Here is a 16153-nt window from a genome sequence, read left to right on the forward strand (position 1 = left end):
CCTTCGTTTCATGGCTTCGCCATCACGTTGCGGCGCTCGGTGTTGACCTGAGGTGAACATGACGCGTCAAGAATTGCTAGATACCCTTATAGATCTGGAGTTTTTTGCTGAGAAGAAAGAAGAAGTTTTCTCGTATCTGGAAGTTTATCTCCATCTTAAGGATGTAGAGATGATAAAGAGTCTCTTGAAGGCGGGAGCATCTCCACAAGCTAAAGATGAATTGTCGGATTATCTTCATTATCTATTGTCTGAGTATCGATCCTCTAAAACTTTGCATGGACAGAATATACTTATAATTACCGAGGCGCTTTTAAGAGCAGGTGCAAATCCAAACGGTATTTGGTGCAATAATTGGCGAGCTTATGATTATGCAGTTGAGTATGAGATCACCGAAATGAAGGAGCTATTAGAAAAATATGGTGCAAATACGAAAATTAGAGAATTTATATAGTCAGCCCCATAGGAACAAACATTAAATCGTGTCGAGCACATGGACGCGAACTCCCTCGGCCCGCGTTAACAATAAGAGAGCAATGAAGAAACTATTAATACTTTTTAGCTCAATATTTATGGTATCTACAGCTTTGGCTGGTGATTTTTCAGTCGGTCAAATCTGGAGCTATCAAACAAGAGATCACGAAGCTGAATCGAAGCTTACGATTGTCCAGATCGACAGGCGTGAGGGCAAGGAAATTATTCATATTAGTATTGACGGTCTTCGAATTAAGAACCCTCAAGCACCTTCGGGGTATGGCAGTGACATTTCACACTTGCCTATTAGTCCTAAAGCATTGAAGGCTAGTGTTACGAAATTAAGTGGACAGGCAGGTATATTGTCAAATTACAAGGAAGGTTACCAAATATGGAGAGAGGCCTTTGATTCTGGACAAGGCGGTTTTTTTACAATCTCGGTAGCTGAGTCGGTCGATTATCTGGAACAAGCAATTAACCAATAACACGTAACAAATTAATCAAAGTCATCTTCGGCTCTCCGCACAGCGCCTGTTACAAAGTCGCTGACCTAAACAATATTTAGGCATAAGCATGGAAAAACAATATATTTTCTTCAATACATCAAAAGCTTTTTGGTTTTGTGCCGTATGTGGTTTAGGGATGTTTCTCTTTGCGTTGATTTCTCGGGTTTATCTTGAGTTAAACCTTTGGCAATTTGGAATACCCGCTTTCATACTTAGCGGTGCAGCGATACTTTCGGCATACAGGATAGATCGTAAGATAGAGAACGAGTAGCCACAAATATGACATGCTAATGTATGGTTGCAATGCTACGCGTTGCGCAGCCCGCTTCTGTGCTTTAATGACGTAACTCAAACCAATTCGTTTCGGTCCGGACTTGGGACGTTACACAAGATAAAGGACAGCATGAGAACTTCATTATTTATAGTTGCTTTTATTTCAGAGAGTGTTAGCTCTTGTCCTTCCTTAGATGGCACTTGGAGATCGGATCATAAGCTTACGCTGAACTATACAGCTTCGTATGCGAAAATTCCTGAGCACACACATGAGTTCATAAATCAGATCGTGGGCACCGCCGAGATTACCTATTCCCAGGGTCTGATGACAATGAAAGATGTGCCCTTTAGGCAAGTTGAAATTAGCGGTAAATCGTACGACTGGAAAGGTGCAAATGAGAGTGTTGCTTATGTAAATCTGGGCTGCACTCCTTACTCCGTTGCAATTAAATACACCATGTATAACCAGGAGATTATATCGCTGCTCAATTTCGTTGATAACAATACGTATTGGGTCTACATGGGTAGTCCGTTACTCGAAGATGTATCCAATTCCCGAGAGTATTTTGTGAAGGTCAAATAGTAGTGAAATGCGTAATAAGCCGCTGCGCTCCACTTCCACTCAGAAGCGCTCTCTACACTATGTGCAGATGGGCTTGACCGTTTCCTTCGCCGTACGGGACTGGTGGCGATGTACTGTCGTTCCTTGGAAGTGCCGGTGCCGATATTGATTTCAAGTTGGTTCATGTTAAGCTGGCTCTTGCTAGTTATAGGTTTTTAAAACCAGTCTCAAAGCGAGCTACTGCCAATGGTCCTCGGCTGTTAACGGAGATGGGCGTCAATTTACCCGTAAGACGAGCATGAAGAAAGGATGTTTATGTATCGGAATTAACCAGACAATGTCATCAAAAATTGCTACTAAGCTGGCTGGATCTCGGTTGCCTGCTTGGTTTGTGCTTTAACACTACGCCGGCACATGCAAATCAAAACTAATCCGGCTTTTATATAGCTGTAATATGCAAAGGCAAATCATGAAATTATCTAAATACCTACTTTCAGCCCTGTTCTCGATGATGGCAGGCGTTGGAATAGTAAAAATCTTTATGGGTGAACTACACCCTGTCGCTTTAATTATTTGTATGGCCTATCTCTGTATAGTTGCTGCGTTGAATAGTAAAGGAGGCAAACTAATAAAGTATGTGGCGTACTTATTCGCTGGGTTGCTCAGCCTGCTTTTACTGGGTGTTTTACTAGCTGTCGCTATGCCGTTATTCGGAGCAGAATTTGAGTTGGCCTTGTTTTTTGCAAGTCTTTTAATTGGCGCAATTGGAGTGCTCACAATATTTACAATAAGGAGCGAAAATACCAATAGCGTATAAAAAGGCAAACGATCACTGGTTTCGTTGGACACTCAACATGTTGCGTGCCTTTGAGGCGGGCGTTATGACTACTAGACTCCTTACCATTCTAATCACTACGTTGGTGGTTTCAGGTTGTACGGCCAGCAAGAGAGATGGCTTAGAAGAAATAATCTCGGACCACAGGTGTCGCCCCGAACAGAGAATAGAAGAAATCGAATTTAAATCATTAGGTCAGGCTCTACGCCATAAATTAGATTTAAAGTGGTCTACTCAAGCTAATGGTGAAATAGCGGTTCGTGTTGAATACCCTAAGAAGAATAAGCAACTTCCAATACAAGACATCTATTTGAGTCAGTCTAACGACCGGCTGATTTTGACTGATCTAAATCCCAATGAAAAAATAGGGTTGGTTAGATTTTCTTTACCTAGATCAGAGATTTTAAAGAGCAGTTTAAATTTAGAATATTATCGTCAAGCCTACTGTTCTTCAGTAATTGACTATTCACTCGAATTAAGGAAGGCAATTGAACAGGAGTCATAACAAGGCGAAACACTATCAATGCGATCGGACGCGGTTTATGCATCCCAGATTGTGGTGCTAGGTGGGCGTATGAGTGTCATGGACAAGGCTATGGTTTTAGTGTGGTCATTTATCGCACTGCTTCTTGTCGTTCCCGCGGCAAATTTCATCTGGTCTGAGTATTCAGGCAATGGTGGGCTTCTGATTTTTGGGTACCTTTTTGCGGCGATGCTGGTTTTAGCTATTCCCTATCTGATTGTAGTTACCTTGTTCGGAGAAAAGATGAACAAAGGCTTCTTCTTATTATCGTCAGCTCCATTTCTGGCTATGCTTCTTCTTGGAATATTAGGAGCAGTAATGGGTATTCAAAAGTGAAGCAACTTAACAGAGCGGTCAAGTTCAGAAGAAAAAGAAGGTGTTGTTTCTTTTCCTTGGTATAGCGACCCTCATCCGCAAGGCTGTGCACAAGTATGGCGACGCGACCTTTTTGAGGAAGGTTGGGAAACATATGAAAGTTACGATGGAGAGTCACCACTTCAAAACTAGACTACTAACCAGTAAGCAAGCGTTTAGTACGCGTCCGTAGTAAACTGGAACATGGATACGGATATTGTTTAACGCAACAGAGTCAATGGTTGATGGAGAGATCATGATGAAAAATCAAAATTCTATAGTAGCCAGGGCTGCGTTTTTTTTGCTGTGCGCTCTTTTATCTTTGTTACTTACTTCGCCTATCCAAGCAGCGACTGTTTATAAAAGTAAAGAGATTTTTTACCCGCCAAATCCTAACAATTTGGACTATCGCTATACTGATGGGCTACATAAAATTGGTCCGCGGCATGCGGTTTTTGTTGCCCAAACGAGTGAAGGCGGTGGTGTTTTTGGATCTTACCGGCAAGAAGCTTTGTATGTCTTTGATGCAGCGACTAAGAAGGCGTCCAAAGTAGCCAGCCTCCAATCTCCAGGGGAAACGTCTATTCGTGTAACGAGGGCAAATAGTCGTGAAGTTTGGGTCGATGTCATGGGGAACCTGTTTTTAGCCAATTCACAAACTGGAAGCGTGAAATTCATCAACTATTTTGGTGTGGAATACGCGGGGAGCCTGGGGCCGTGGCAATCATGTTTAGGGTTCGGGTCAGAGATCTTTGTGGTCAATAATTTCTCCTACATTTCAGTAAGCGATTATTGTGAAGTTCAACCGGGTGATTCACGTAATTTTATTTTTGACCACGGCAGACAAACACTTTCACCAATCACGTACGATTTTCTTCCGGATGGCGAGGAATATTGGGGTAGAGGATTTGTATTCGATAACCCTTTACAGTCTGATAAGACTGCAATTGGCGTGTATTTAACGCCAGAAAACGGCGACGCTCCGCAAGTAATGCAATATTGGGAAATAGACCCCGAGTCAAAGAAAACGCGTCTATTAAAAGAAGATAGTACGGTCTTTTATTATTCCGCATTTAGTGGCAGCGCTAAGACCTCAAAAGGCATTTTTGTTTGCGCGTACGATAACGTAATTCGAATAGCAAATAATTTGAGCGTGGATGTTATGCCAAATTACCCCAACGCAGGCTGTGATTACATCAAGGAATATCAAGACCACCTTATTTGGGAGCCCGATACTCGCGACCTATTCGTATTATCAGATGGCACATTGCGGTCTCCCATTTATTTGCAAGACAATAAAAATGCTTCTTTATATTTGGCGTGTGAGACTTGGGGTAAGCTGTTTTATGAGCGGTTTTCAGGATCATCTTATTCTCCTGCTCCATCAATAAATTACATCGATGAACGATTTAACCGTGTTGAGATTCCACTCGATACTGAAACCGGAATCTATTCTTGTTTGAATAATAAGTTGGTGCTTACGTCAAACGGAGGGCAAAGATCAATTTACGACCTTCTGACCAATACCAATACTAAGGTATTTGGAAGCGGATACCAGAGTGGGTTAACACAGATCGTTGAGCTTGGGAGCAGTTTATTTGTCTTGAAGTCCAGAAGAGAAGAGTCGGAGAACGATAATGTGAAAAAGGTCGACTTTTCACTGTATGAATTGATCTTGGCCGACTTGCCAACTATCTCGCCGATTTATGATTTGTTATTGAGCGACTAGTTTTTAGCCACGACTTGATTAGGCTTAACCTAACACCGCCGCTGGTTGTGAACGAGTTACTCAACCACGAGCCAGTGAATAGCGAATCGATAATATGAAAAGAATAATGAGGAAATTATGAAGTGCCCAAGCTGTAAAACCAATACCTTGCAACCGTGTTTTATCGAGAGTTCATTTAGAGCTCATACCTGTTCAGCTTGTCAGGGAAACTGGATATTAATTGAAGACTTCGTGGCGTGGAGTGAGCGAAATAATGCTGAACTCGCGAATACCACGGATACCCCGTACGAACTGGAAGATTCCAAGTCAGCATTGCTATGCCCATTGACTGGTTCGATCATGCTTAAGTACCGAATAAGCGCTGACACAGACCATAAGTTGGATTACAGCCCCCGGGTTGGTGGCGTGTGGCTAGATAAAGGTGAGTGGGAATATCTGAAGGAGCAGGGTATTGCCAATAAGGTAAATAGTGTTTTTTCTGATCATTGGCAAAAACAGATTCGGGTCAATGATACGAAGGCAACATTTGCGGCCCTTTATGAGAAAAAATTTGGCAAAGAAGACTATCAGAAAGTCAAAGAACTGCGTAATTGGTTAGAATCAAATCCTAACAAGGCAGAGCTGAGAGCTTATCTGCTCGCCATGGACCCGTATGGTAGCTAAGCGGATAATACATGCGTGCAAAATCTTTGGTAAGGTCTGAGTTTTTCCGTGCTTTTAGCTAGGTAACCGCCGTGAGCCGCATCACCGATAACAATTGATAAACCAGCCCTATAGGCAGTGATGGCGAAGGGGAATTCCAGCCGACCGGTGGCTTCGATCACTACACGATCAGGGTGAGTCAAAAGCAGTTTTTCAATGGCAGAGGTGATGCCGTTGCCATCATTAGAAGCGCAAGAGAATTGGTTTGAGGAAATAATACCGATATCAAGTTGACCTTTAGAAGTGTCGATGCCGACATTGATTTCAGGTTGGTTCATGCTAAGCTACCTCTTGCTTGTTATACGGGCTTGAGTGCTGCGCACCGCGACGCCACCAGGGCCACATCCCAAAAGCCTATTCGAAGATAAGCTTGAGAGATTGCTAGCGCTCATTCTTGTTATCGGTTTTTAAAACCCGTCGCAAATCGAGCTACTAACAATGGCCTTCGGCCGTTACCGAAGGTGGGTCTCAATTTACCCGTAAGACGAACATGGAGAAAGGATGTTTATGTGTCGGAATCAACCATACAAGGCAAAAAACTTCACGCCGTCGGCTCGCACGCGTTTTCAACGCGCTCGTTTGAAAGGCGTTAGCCAAACTCAAGGAGAGAAAAATGTTTAGTTCCAATATTGGTTTTGTTCATACGGTATGCGCCGTTATAGCCATCTTGATTGGCGCTCTGGTGATTCTTTTAACTAAGGGAACTAAGCAGCATAAAATGCTTGGATATGCCTATTTTGCCGCTATGATCTCAATGAATGTCACGGCACTTTTTACTAAATCAATATACTCTTTTGGTCCTTTCCATTGGATGGCAATCGGGTCTATGACACTTGTGACAGCTGGTATTTTGGTTCCTGTACTTTTCCGAAGGAGTCAAAATTGGTTGAAAATTCACTATGATTTTATGCTGTGGTCCTATGTCGGACTTATCGCGGCAATGTTTTCAGAGGTTGCGGTAAGAGTTCCAGCAGTGGGCACGGTTATCGGCGGTGGTTCTTTATTTTGGAGCTTAGTAATTTCGTCGAGTATTGCCACATTTATCATCGGCGGCTATATGATCAATAAAAATCGTAGCCATACTTTTAGTATGAACAAGAAAAATGGCTAACAAGGCGGTCAATGTCGCCGACGGCTCGACAAACCTGCGCTTTGCTGCAGTTTGCCCATAAGCTAGGTGTGAGGTTTATCCCTGAGTGAAATACTTAATTCATACATTAGTCGTCGTCGTAGCTCTGAGTTTAGATTCGTTGAAAGCGGTAGAATTGCCGAGGGGTATCCCCGATGCAGTAGATGGCAACATGCTAGTCGCCACCATCGCTGATAGGCATGAGTTAAAAGATAATTACCCTAAATTGAACCGTAGCGAATTAGAGGAAATAGATGGTTACTCCGTAGTCCAAAAAAAGAGTATTTCTGATTTCGTTTTAATCGTAGAAGCCGTAAAAATTATCAAGGAACTCGCGGTAGAGGGCGGTCCTTTAGGAATGTGTTTTAGTCCCCGTCACTATCTCTCCTACATGTCTGAATATGGTGAAGTGCGCCTAGAAGTATGTTTCGAGTGCTCTAGAGTTCGTATTGACATGGGGGGCTGGGGTAAAACGCTGTCTGTAAATAAAAGCGGCGCAAGAAAACTAAACGAATTTTATGAAAAAATTGGAGTCGTTGTTCCGAAGATGTACCAAAAAAACTAACAAGTTCAAACATGAAAATGCTGCAAGAGGCACGGACACGCAAAAAGATGCACGCTTTTTTTAAAGGTGGTATGTGTATTAAGAGAAGTAAGTATGGATAGAGAGTTGGCTGAAGAAACTAGCTTATTAGCAATGAGGATTTCATCTACGTTGGATAAGCAACTTAAAAAAATCATGGATAATTCTTCGAAGGAAGACTTCGAACAAATGAGGAAAGGAGTCGGTTTCGTAATGGGTTATTTGTATACAGACATAATGGAACCGCTCTGGAATCAACATCCCGACCTTCGGCCAAAGGAAATGGATGGATCTTATGAAGTACCTCAGGGTGTAAAAGATGGTTTCAAAAACACATAACAAGATGATCTTGTTTGCTGCTAACAAACGCAGCAGGACGCTCCTTAAGTCACGCCCCAACCTGGGCGTAAGTCCAAAAGGAAATCATGCGTAGATTAAGATTTAAAAAGATAGATGCTTTTGCCTCTCAATATTCAGCTGGGAATCCAGCCGCTGCTGTATACCTTAACTCAGCAGATGACCTTTCTAGTGCAGAAATGCTTCAGGTTGCAAAAGAACTGAAAGGGTTTGTCAGTGAGGTTGGTTATGTCAGTCCTGGCACGGATACCGACTACGCACTTAGGTTCTTCTCTTCCGAACGTGAAGTAGCCTTCTGTGGTCATGCAACAATAGCGATTCTCAACGATATCGTCGCCAATAGTGTCGCAATGCAAGACAAGGCAATATTGTCTATTGCGACAAACTCGGATCGCTTGGTGGTTGAGAATCGCTACAAAAGTGAAAAGTGCGTGTATATATCGGCGCCGCCTGCCCGGTTTTCCGCAAAAAAAATAGGCGTAACTGATATTGTCACGGCCCTTGATTGTCATGCTAATGATATTGACCCAGTGCAACCAATCGAAATTGTAAATGGAGGACTTGAGACTCTTGTTGTTCCTATGGCAGGGCTTGAGTCTATACTTTCCGTGGCGCCGGACCTTCGAACTCTTAACGAATTTTGTATTCAAATTGGAGTTGATATTATTGTCTTGTATTCGGCAGAGTCAGCTACTCAAGATAGCAAATATCGAACTAGAGTCTTCGCTCCAACTTTTGGCTATTTAGAAGATCCGGCAACAGGTTCAGGAAATGCAGCTTTTGGCTATTATCTCTTGAAGCACGGTAAATGGGATGGTGAGGTGATGAAAATTGAACAAAATAGTTTCCGCGACTTTCCTAATTACGTCCAGCTTTTCTCGAAAGGCGTTAATATAAGTAATTGTCAGGTATGGTTTGGAGGAGGCGCTATTCTAAAGGTAGACGGGGATTATATTTTGCGTTGATAGAAACGACACAAAATGGCCATTCAAGCGCTTCCGGTCTGACGTTAAAACCTCCGCGTTTTTTGTGTTGCTCGCTGCGCTCAAACATTAATACAAAAACACTCCGGCTTGGGCTCAGCTGAAGCAGGCGTTATAAGTGTGAGAGATAATAATGGAAAATATAGTCGATATTATAGAAGGTTTGCTCCTTGAGCCTCCTCGAAAATTGGTACCAATACTTGAGAATGGGCATTCCAAACGATCGAGTCCATATGAAGTTCCAGATTTATCTGATTATGATTTTGACGAGAACAATATGCCTTATGGATCGGTGGCTACAATTACAGCTGAGCATATGTCCGAGCTGGATCCTCGTCACACAGAAGGCGGTGCTGCAGAGAAAATGGCTTCTCATTTTAAGCAAGAATATCAGTTACTCGTTCAAACACTAACTAACAAGTATAGAGAACCTCAAATTACCGGTACCCTGCGTGGACATCACTGGGGGCTAGGAATTGCAAGTGAGATCGATAACTTACGTATTGGAGATAGTACAGATTTTTCTCTGTGGATACGCGGGACCTACGAAAAGAAAAACATATTTTTGGTAAATACGTTTGATGCTGGTGATAGTGAATTCACTGCACAGATATGGGCATACTGTGCATTTGGTCAAAATGACTGATAACAAATTGTCAAAGTACACTGCGCCGCAAACGCAGCAATTGTGCGGGACGCGCTTGTCAACGCTCCCCTTGGAAAGGCGCTACACACCTCGTTAATGCATGAGTAATGAGTATAAAAAGGATTATCTGCAAAATTTATACTAAATACTCACAAGCATAGTGATCGCTCGGGTGGAAGTGATATGATGCTTTGCTCACTTAAAAAGTATATCGAAGCGCTCGGTTGCAAACTCAATATCAATATGTTTAAACCATACGTGCACTATTGAATGAAATATCACAAAGCCATGTACATGTACGCCCGCTGCGTAGGTTTGGGGGCGCTCGACTGGCATATTAAAACCTACTTCGTTATCGCCGGTACTTGCCGCGCTAGATGATGCAATGAACAATAATGGAGAGCATGGAGTGGCGTTAGCCCTCTTTTTGCTCGCAGGTGTTTTCTATATTTTAGGTTGGGTCGGCTCGGCGTCAGTATTGTCAATACTTGGTGTCGTAATCGAGTTGGCTGCATGGATATCGCTTTTTAGTAAAGACCGAAATAGGAAACCAGATTAAATAAGGGCGTCGCACTTTAGTGGCATTGAATAGCCCAAATGATATTCTAATGCTTCACCGTTTTAACAATGTGCGCGATTTAGTTAGATGACCCCAATTTCTCTAGAGCAGATAAAAGATTTTGCCGTGTCGGAACTTGGGCTACTTAATCGTGAACCTAACGGAAAAACATGTTTGCTATGTGAGTCTCAATTAGCGGGAGAGGATGGCAAAGAATTCATAGAAGCCTATGCAAACAAGTTCAGTGTCGATATTTCCCAATTCGATTGGGTTAAGATATTTGGTCCGGAGCAAAGCGCTAATCCACTAGGCCTATTGGTTGGTTTGTTGCAAAAACATGTGCTCCGTCGAAGCGACCGTGAGTTATGCGGCACTCTTCACGTTACATTAAATCATCTGGTGATGTGTGCCAACAATCAGGCTTGGCAAGATCCACTGAGCCGGCCGAACGTGTAACAAGAATTAACACAAACGGTCTCATCGCTCGGACACTTGCTACGCAGTAGCCTTCATTGGTGTTACATGTCTAAACTCAACAAAGAAAATATCGACGGTACTAGTTATTCCGGTGTTTGTTCAGACCATGATGGTTTCAATGCGCCGAGTAGAGTTCGGTAAGGAGCATGGCCGGCATTTCTGAATTCCTTGAATAAGACAGAGCCCACGAAAATTTAAAACGACGCATTAGAGACTTTGGTAATTTCATCTGATACGTCACTATGTATATTGCTATGCTGGGGCTACTCGAACTCAGGGTGCGCCAACAACTTAGGTGTGGCGTTTAGGTATCGCATTGGGAGGATTAATTTGAAGCCTTTAAAAGAGCGGTTAAAAATTTATAAGCTGATTGTTTTGGTTGGTATTGGATTGACCTTTATCCTTCTTTTGGCAGGGTATGACTACTCAAAGTCAAAGGGTTTTTATCCGTCTACAGAGCGAAAACCGCTAAACTTTACTGAAGCTTTAACTAGCTTGCCCACTGAATTTATATGGTTTCTATTGGTATTGTTTTTAATCGTGTTTGTCGTAGAACTTTTCGTATCTATCTTTAAAAAATAGCCTGAGCTTAAGCGTTTGAGTTCAAGAGCAACCTACCTACCCGATCAATGAAAAAACGACCACTGCCCCCGATCGTTGGGTGCGCCCGTGGCCGCGAAGCCTGGCAGCTGAATAAGCTCGTAGTTGATTTTCAAGATATATGGCAAAAAAAGGTGAGACAGTGAACATGGAGACTCATTATCCTGCAGGCTCAATTAGAGGCTAGAGCATGCGTTGGGTAGATCGAATTCGCTTAGTTATAGAGTATGTGGAAGAGAATCTTGTTGGTGAAATTTCTATTGATGATGCAGCAAAAATCGCTTGTTGTTCGAAATTTCATCTGAATCGAGTATTTTTCTCCTATTTTGATACTACGTTCTCTGAGTACGTAAGAAGGAGAAGGTTTACTTTGGCAGCCGCCGATGTGGTAAGCACTCAAGCTACCATCGTGAACATCGCAATGAAGTATGGGTATACATCGCCAAATGCATTCACACGATCATTTCGTAAAATTCATGGTGTAAACCCGAGTGAGGTTCGCTCTGCTAATGCGACGATTACAACATACCGCAAAGCCTCTTTTCCTTTAGAACCTGTTGAGGTTGAGAGAATGGAATATAAAATAGTAGAGAAGGCATCGTTTAATATCGTCGGGAAAAGTAAACGGTTTGAGTTTGACGATTTCACTAAAAACGGCAAGAAATTTTGGAAAGAGTATGTCGGCTCAGATGGCTATAAATCTCTTTGCGAATTGACTGACGGTAAGCCAGGATTGGTAAGTGGCTCCCCATTACTGACTGCATACTTCCCCGACGAAAAAAAAGCGCAAGATAAGTTTTTAGACGTCCTTGGTGTGGAATACGATACTGGCGACAAGGCAACGACATTTGAAACTCATAGCGTTCCTGCCGCAACTTACGCGGAGTTTGACTGTTTATATCGTGGGGCGATGAAAACGAACCGGTACATTTATAGCGAATGGTTTTCTGCGACGGGTTATGAGCGGGATGGCAGTAAACCTGACATCGTGGCCTATTTCCCTATGCCTTGGAGACATTTTAGTGAAATGAGGGTACGTTGGTGGGTACCAATTATCAAGAACAGCGACGGCGTTTAGCCTCCATCATCATCAACAGCAACAATCTAAAGTTAGTAAGCGATGAATAATAGCGGGCAGTTCGGAGAATTAATGAATCTGTTTAAGGTGGCGAAAAGTCCAAGTTTTCGATCTAAGCGAGATCGTTGGTGGTGTGTTCTTTTCACGTGCTTGGCTACCTTTCGATTGCGTATTGCTTCGTCTATAAATCATGAGCCTGTAAACCACTTAGTTTATAGCGGTGTGGTTGTTGGTTTTTTAGTAGGCATGCGATCGTGAAAGTTATTATTGACTGGAGTGAAATTCAATCCCCTGACGATTATTTCTCTCAATTACTGCCGCAGGTTGGCGCGCCAGACTGGCATGGTAGAAATTTGAATGCCCTAGCAGACAGTTTGGTTACGGGAGGCATCAATAAACTTGAGCCGCCTTTCTGCCTTATAAACCTACAGACTGGTTCAGTGCCCCCTGAGCTTCAAGACTTCGTTACAGGTCTAAACGAAATCTACGACGAAGCTAGTAGCAATGGCAGGAAAATTAGCGTGTTCAGTGAGTAGTGTTATGGTAAGAAAGTGTGGTGGTATATTTCATACACCACTAAATACGGTCGCCTTGCTAGAACACGCTCGAGCTCACAGCTCGGTAGGTAGCAAACGTGAAGCGAAAAACTAGCGGCGCACTATTCTCGCTAGGCATTCTGGCCGTAGCATTTTACTTTTACAGTAGACACCTGTTGTTTCTCATGGATTGGGAGTAAGTCAATATTTACGAATCTCCAAATCGATTGTGGTCCGTAAAGCAATACCAATCAAAGTCAGAAGCAGGGCATGCACCATACGGTGATAACTTCGTTATCGAGTCTTGGAAGTCGTTTCCAAAGGCGAAGATGGGAGAGACATTCTTTGCGGGATACTGTCAGCCTCTCCCAAACTTGGTGTGGGTGAGCAACGAGGAACTAATTATTACCTGCAAAACCACGGCTGATGGCATCAAAACGCAGTCAACCATTGTGCATGGAATTAACGTGAGGGTGATCACCAAGTGATGCCCCATTGCATCGAAAATAGGGCTGGGTTACGGAGATAATGGGGCTAAATTATGAGTGAAGCACTTTACAGACTTGGTCTCGTCCCTTTTTCACACAGCTAATAGCCGACACGAGGATATCAAGGCCGTCACACCACAACTCATCGAGAATTGCACCAACTCCCTTCCGGTGGGCTCGTTATCGACGTCCCCGGCATACGTGAGTTGAGGGTAGTTGAAATCAGAGGCTCCATCGGCCCAGTCTTTGAAGACATCGGGTTCTTAGCGATGCAATGCCAGTTTGCCGATTGTAATCACGTAATCGAGCCGGGTTGTGCGGTGTTGCAGGCGGTTGAAGAGAACGTATTGGGTGGGCGAAGGTTGGCCAACTACAAAAAATTACGACGCGAAAATGTGTTGGCAACAGCAACCTTGGCTGAGAAACGTGCGCGTGACCGCGAGTTCGGCAAAATGGTTAAAGAAGCAAAGCGCTTGAAGCAGACAAAGGATACAACATAAAGCTTCCTACGATTTGAGCCAGTAGGATAAGCGTCTACAAGAGCGCAGAACAACGCTGAATAAGTGGGTTTAACGCGATGTTCAACGTATCTGCCTGTTTGGTGGCTACGCCCCAATCGACAGACCGAGAGCTCTACCTGAACAGTGGGTATAGGCGATATTGAAAAACTCGGGCATTGCCTAACAAGGTCGCGTCTAGTCGGCCGTGTGGTTATCATGAGGGACGGACACTCATGTGCCGTTGGGGAAAAACCAATTGAGAAAGAGAATGAAGCAGGGTGAGTTAGTATTTTTTTGTGGAAAAATGGGGGCAGGCAAGTCCACTCGAGCTGTGGAGATTGCGCGAAATCGAAACGCAGTTTTGATTTCAGAAGATGAGTGGCTTCAGTCGCTCTATCCCAATAAGATCAAGTCACTGGAAGACTATATAAAATACTCGGGTCTGCTTAAGTCTCAGGTCAAAAAGCTGGTGCAGGCGGTACTGACTGCGGGGGGCGATGTTGTTATGGATTTTCCGGCCAATACCGTTTCACAGAGGGCTTGGTTCCGAGCGATCTTCTCAAAGGTCAACGCGCCGCACGAAATGGTATACCTGAATACGCCAGAGCACGTGTGCCTTGAACGCATTGCCAAGCGGCGTGAAAATCGCCCTGAGCGAGTTAACACGGACTCGGTTGAGATGTTTGAGGCTGTGACCCGTTTTTTTACCGCGCCAACGACGAGTGAAGGCTTCAATATCACAGAAGTAGTTAAGGATAAATAAGCGCAGCGGAATGCGTGGCTATCGCTGATCGCCACGTTAAAAGAGTGTACAGTGACATTAGTTTTATAGCGATGGATGCCGTGGGAGATTAAGCCATGGCGGGTGTGATTGAGTGAGCCGAGAGGACTACGACAAGTCGGTGTGGGAACCGCTCAGTGATGAAGGGGCGAACTTTTGTACCTTCCGCCTTCGTGATGACTTTGGCGCGCAAAATCTGACGTTCAACCCGAGCATGCTTAACCTAATTGTGAGTGTATCTGCGGCGATCGTCGGTATCAGCATTCTGGGTTATCTGTCATTTTTCGAGCCTGTAGATTTGTTCGGGGCCGACAGCGGGCAGCTAGGAAGCGTGTTTACGTTAGTTGCTGGTTTAGTTTTCCTGCTGATGGGCATATGGATGATGCTTTCTTTGTTTAATACGATTTCTTTTGATGTGTCTACCGAGACTGTTTACATACGGCGGATCAGGCCGTTTGGTATGGAAACGTTGGCAATTCCCTTTAGTCGTGTAAACGCTGTGCAATTGTTGAAGAAGACAATCAAAGCACGTGGTAGTTATGACACCTATGAGCTAAATTTGATTCACATCGATGGATCGAGGACAATGCTCGTGACACATGGGAGTAAACGGGTTATGGACTTGGATGCGCAGCGAATCGGTAAGTTATTGGGGCGAAGTGTTGTCACTAATGCTCGGTGACATCCATAGGTGGCATTCTTGAGCGTGAATGCGTTGTCTGACTATGCGGTTTGAGCGAACGACCACGTCGAAGAAAGATGGTAACGAATAGCAACGGAGAGAAAGAATTGAAAAGTAGGAAGAACTGGCTGTTAATGGTTTTGTTATGTGTCGGTGGCTGTTCAGTCTCTGGTGAGCAGGCGTTGTATAATAATTGTGTTGACCTTGGCACAGAAGAGCAAATGGAAGGCTGGGACGAATCAGACAGACCGTCGGTCAAAGCCGGTGTTAAACAAGGGTGTGAAATGATCATGAAGGAGTGTGAAAAAGACCCAGACGGTGCCATGTGCGTTGCGTTTAAAGAAAAGTACGGGGCCGAGTAGTCCGTAGAGTTGATTTACCATTAGCGACTTTCTGGTAAGGAAGTTATCGAACCAAGCCATCCAGATGTGGGGGGAGTAGCGTTCGAAAATACAGCATTCGGCCCGTTGGTCGCGCGAACACGTCGCATTGTGCGCGTAGTCGAAGCCGTCATAAAACATCTTTTACTTAAGCCCCAGTTTTAGCGTCAACGGGTGGGTACGATCGGTTTTTCGATGGGTACCTGCAACACATTGAGGTGACTCGGTGCAACCGTCAATGTCGCTGGTCGCGACGCGGAGTGCGCGGCGAAGCCAAACGACTCGATTCTATGTTCGCGTGATTCTGAACCGCGTTTTGTTGGTGTTGCGCCATTACTCATGGGGGGGCTAGATGCGCGCATCACCACCGCAGTGCTTATGGCACCTAGGTACGGGCCTCTATTTTAAACTCGGACGCT

Annotated in this window: 22 protein-coding genes and 1 pseudogene; 22 read left to right on the plus strand and 1 reads right to left on the minus strand. The window is 44.0% G+C overall.

Annotated features, from left to right (window positions below):
* Positions 1-58: 58 nt before the first annotated feature.
* The 9 genes from IE055_RS00525 to IE055_RS00565 all read left to right on the plus strand — a co-directional run bounded on the left by IE055_RS00525 (position 59) and on the right by IE055_RS00565 (position 5916).
* A complete protein-coding gene (locus IE055_RS00525) occupies positions 59-451 on the plus strand; it encodes an ankyrin repeat domain-containing protein (RefSeq protein ID WP_189398054.1) in 393 nt (130 codons plus the stop codon).
* 82 nt (positions 452-533) lie between these two features.
* Complete coding sequence (locus IE055_RS00530) at positions 534-956, plus strand: hypothetical protein (RefSeq protein ID WP_189398055.1); 423 nt, start codon at positions 534-536, stop codon at positions 954-956.
* Between the two features lie 88 nt (positions 957-1044).
* Positions 1045-1248, plus strand: a complete 204-nt coding sequence (locus IE055_RS00535) for a hypothetical protein (protein WP_189398056.1) — start codon at positions 1045-1047, stop codon at positions 1246-1248.
* 132 nt (positions 1249-1380) lie between these two features.
* Positions 1381-1833, plus strand: a complete 453-nt coding sequence (locus IE055_RS00540; RefSeq protein WP_189398057.1) for a hypothetical protein — start codon at positions 1381-1383, stop codon at positions 1831-1833.
* Between the two features lie 448 nt (positions 1834-2281).
* On the plus strand, positions 2282-2629 hold the full coding sequence (locus IE055_RS00545; protein WP_189398058.1) for a hypothetical protein: 348 nt from the start codon (positions 2282-2284) through the stop codon (positions 2627-2629).
* A 64-nt stretch (positions 2630-2693) separates the two neighbouring features.
* Complete coding sequence (locus IE055_RS00550) at positions 2694-3152, plus strand: hypothetical protein (RefSeq protein ID WP_229794057.1); 459 nt, start codon at positions 2694-2696, stop codon at positions 3150-3152.
* A 69-nt stretch (positions 3153-3221) separates the two neighbouring features.
* Positions 3222-3506: a hypothetical protein gene (locus tag IE055_RS00555; RefSeq protein WP_189398060.1), complete on the plus strand. Its 285-nt coding sequence runs from the start codon at positions 3222-3224 to the stop codon at positions 3504-3506.
* Positions 3507-3783: 277 nt separating this feature from the next.
* Positions 3784-5253: a hypothetical protein gene (locus IE055_RS00560; RefSeq protein ID WP_189398061.1), complete on the plus strand. Its 1470-nt coding sequence runs from the start codon at positions 3784-3786 to the stop codon at positions 5251-5253.
* Between the two features lie 117 nt (positions 5254-5370).
* Positions 5371-5916: a zf-TFIIB domain-containing protein gene (locus IE055_RS00565; protein ID WP_189398062.1), complete on the plus strand. Its 546-nt coding sequence runs from the start codon at positions 5371-5373 to the stop codon at positions 5914-5916.
* Here the strand turns inward: IE055_RS00565 and IE055_RS00570 are convergent.
* The gene (locus IE055_RS00570) at positions 5913-6233 is read right to left on the minus strand and encodes a hypothetical protein (RefSeq protein ID WP_189398063.1); all 321 of its coding nucleotides are present in this window, start codon (positions 6231-6233) and stop codon (positions 5913-5915) included. The two genes, IE055_RS00565 and IE055_RS00570, sit on opposite strands and share 4 nt — an antisense overlap.
* Positions 6234-6568: 335 nt before the next feature.
* Between IE055_RS00570 and IE055_RS00575 the strand changes: the two genes are divergently transcribed.
* The 13 genes and pseudogenes from IE055_RS00575 (at position 6569) to IE055_RS00635 (ending at position 15716) form a co-directional block, all read left to right on the plus strand.
* Positions 6569-7066: a DUF2306 domain-containing protein gene (locus IE055_RS00575; protein ID WP_189398064.1), complete on the plus strand. Its 498-nt coding sequence runs from the start codon at positions 6569-6571 to the stop codon at positions 7064-7066.
* Positions 7067-7151: 85 nt separating this feature from the next.
* Positions 7152-7649: a hypothetical protein gene (locus IE055_RS00580; RefSeq protein WP_189398065.1), complete on the plus strand. Its 498-nt coding sequence runs from the start codon at positions 7152-7154 to the stop codon at positions 7647-7649.
* Positions 7650-7742: 93 nt separating this feature from the next.
* On the plus strand, positions 7743-8006 hold the full coding sequence (locus IE055_RS00585) for a hypothetical protein (protein WP_189398066.1): 264 nt from the start codon (positions 7743-7745) through the stop codon (positions 8004-8006).
* 86 nt (positions 8007-8092) lie between these two features.
* Entirely contained in the window at positions 8093-8989 is an 897-nt protein-coding gene (locus IE055_RS00590) for a PhzF family phenazine biosynthesis protein (protein WP_189398067.1), read from the plus strand.
* 151 nt (positions 8990-9140) lie between these two features.
* Positions 9141-9653: a hypothetical protein gene (locus tag IE055_RS00595; protein WP_189398068.1), complete on the plus strand. Its 513-nt coding sequence runs from the start codon at positions 9141-9143 to the stop codon at positions 9651-9653.
* Positions 9654-10299: 646 nt separating this feature from the next.
* Positions 10300-10668, plus strand: a complete 369-nt coding sequence (locus tag IE055_RS00600) for a DUF1493 family protein (protein WP_189398069.1) — start codon at positions 10300-10302, stop codon at positions 10666-10668.
* Positions 10669-11019: 351 nt separating this feature from the next.
* Positions 11020-11271 carry a hypothetical protein gene (locus tag IE055_RS00605; protein WP_189398070.1) on the plus strand — a complete coding sequence of 84 codons (252 nt, stop codon included), beginning with the start codon at positions 11020-11022 and terminating at the stop codon, positions 11269-11271.
* Positions 11272-11479: 208 nt separating this feature from the next.
* Positions 11480-12367 (plus strand): AraC family transcriptional regulator, encoded by an 888-nt coding sequence (locus IE055_RS00610; RefSeq protein WP_189398071.1) that lies wholly within the window; start codon positions 11480-11482, stop codon positions 12365-12367.
* A gap of 254 nt (positions 12368-12621) precedes the next feature.
* Positions 12622-12903: a barstar family protein gene (locus tag IE055_RS00615; RefSeq protein ID WP_189398072.1), complete on the plus strand. Its 282-nt coding sequence runs from the start codon at positions 12622-12624 to the stop codon at positions 12901-12903.
* Between the two features lie 622 nt (positions 12904-13525).
* Positions 13526-13891: pseudogene (locus IE055_RS00620) on the plus strand (ribosome small subunit-dependent GTPase A); the annotation flags it as partial.
* 268 nt (positions 13892-14159) lie between these two features.
* Positions 14160-14654 carry a P-loop nucleotide/nucleoside kinase family protein gene (locus IE055_RS00625; RefSeq protein WP_189398074.1) on the plus strand — a complete coding sequence of 165 codons (495 nt, stop codon included), beginning with the start codon at positions 14160-14162 and terminating at the stop codon, positions 14652-14654.
* A 112-nt stretch (positions 14655-14766) separates the two neighbouring features.
* Complete coding sequence (locus tag IE055_RS00630) at positions 14767-15354, plus strand: hypothetical protein (RefSeq protein ID WP_189398075.1); 588 nt, start codon at positions 14767-14769, stop codon at positions 15352-15354.
* Positions 15355-15461: 107 nt separating this feature from the next.
* The gene (locus IE055_RS00635) at positions 15462-15716 is read left to right on the plus strand and encodes a hypothetical protein (RefSeq protein WP_189398076.1); all 255 of its coding nucleotides are present in this window, start codon (positions 15462-15464) and stop codon (positions 15714-15716) included.
* Positions 15717-16153: the final 437 nt, after the last annotated feature.

The sequence above is a fragment of the Arenicella chitinivorans genome (genome assembly GCF_014651515.1).
Classification (GTDB): domain Bacteria; phylum Pseudomonadota; class Gammaproteobacteria; order Arenicellales; family Arenicellaceae; genus Arenicella; species Arenicella chitinivorans.

Bases quoted from the DNA above. Each gene is read 5' to 3' on its own strand.
- IE055_RS00610 (WP_189398071.1), top strand. From the start codon at position 11,480: ATGCGTTGGGTAGATCGAATTCGCTTAGTTATAGAGTATGTGGAAGAG.
- IE055_RS00595 (WP_189398068.1), top strand. From the start codon at position 9,141: ATGGAAAATATAGTCGATATTATAGAAGGTTTGCTCCTTGAGCCTCCT.
- IE055_RS00575 (WP_189398064.1), top strand. From the start codon at position 6,569: ATGTTTAGTTCCAATATTGGTTTTGTTCATACGGTATGCGCCGTTATA.
- IE055_RS00535 (WP_189398056.1), top strand. From the start codon at position 1,045: ATGGAAAAACAATATATTTTCTTCAATACATCAAAAGCTTTTTGGTTT.
- IE055_RS00565 (WP_189398062.1), top strand. From the start codon at position 5,371: ATGAAGTGCCCAAGCTGTAAAACCAATACCTTGCAACCGTGTTTTATC.
- IE055_RS00530 (WP_189398055.1), top strand. From the start codon at position 534: ATGAAGAAACTATTAATACTTTTTAGCTCAATATTTATGGTATCTACA.
- IE055_RS00525 (WP_189398054.1), top strand. From the start codon at position 59: ATGACGCGTCAAGAATTGCTAGATACCCTTATAGATCTGGAGTTTTTT.
- IE055_RS00545 (WP_189398058.1), top strand. From the start codon at position 2,282: ATGAAATTATCTAAATACCTACTTTCAGCCCTGTTCTCGATGATGGCA.
- IE055_RS00625 (WP_189398074.1), top strand. From the start codon at position 14,160: ATGAAGCAGGGTGAGTTAGTATTTTTTTGTGGAAAAATGGGGGCAGGC.
- IE055_RS00590 (WP_189398067.1), top strand. From the start codon at position 8,093: ATGCGTAGATTAAGATTTAAAAAGATAGATGCTTTTGCCTCTCAATAT.
- IE055_RS00570 (WP_189398063.1), bottom strand. From the start codon at position 6,233: ATGAACCAACCTGAAATCAATGTCGGCATCGACACTTCTAAAGGTCAA.
- IE055_RS00540 (WP_189398057.1), top strand. From the start codon at position 1,381: ATGAGAACTTCATTATTTATAGTTGCTTTTATTTCAGAGAGTGTTAGC.
- IE055_RS00550 (WP_229794057.1), top strand. From the start codon at position 2,694: ATGACTACTAGACTCCTTACCATTCTAATCACTACGTTGGTGGTTTCA.
- IE055_RS00560 (WP_189398061.1), top strand. From the start codon at position 3,784: ATGAAAAATCAAAATTCTATAGTAGCCAGGGCTGCGTTTTTTTTGCTG.
- IE055_RS00555 (WP_189398060.1), top strand. From the start codon at position 3,222: ATGAGTGTCATGGACAAGGCTATGGTTTTAGTGTGGTCATTTATCGCA.
- IE055_RS00585 (WP_189398066.1), top strand. From the start codon at position 7,743: ATGGATAGAGAGTTGGCTGAAGAAACTAGCTTATTAGCAATGAGGATT.
- IE055_RS00600 (WP_189398069.1), top strand. From the start codon at position 10,300: ATGACCCCAATTTCTCTAGAGCAGATAAAAGATTTTGCCGTGTCGGAA.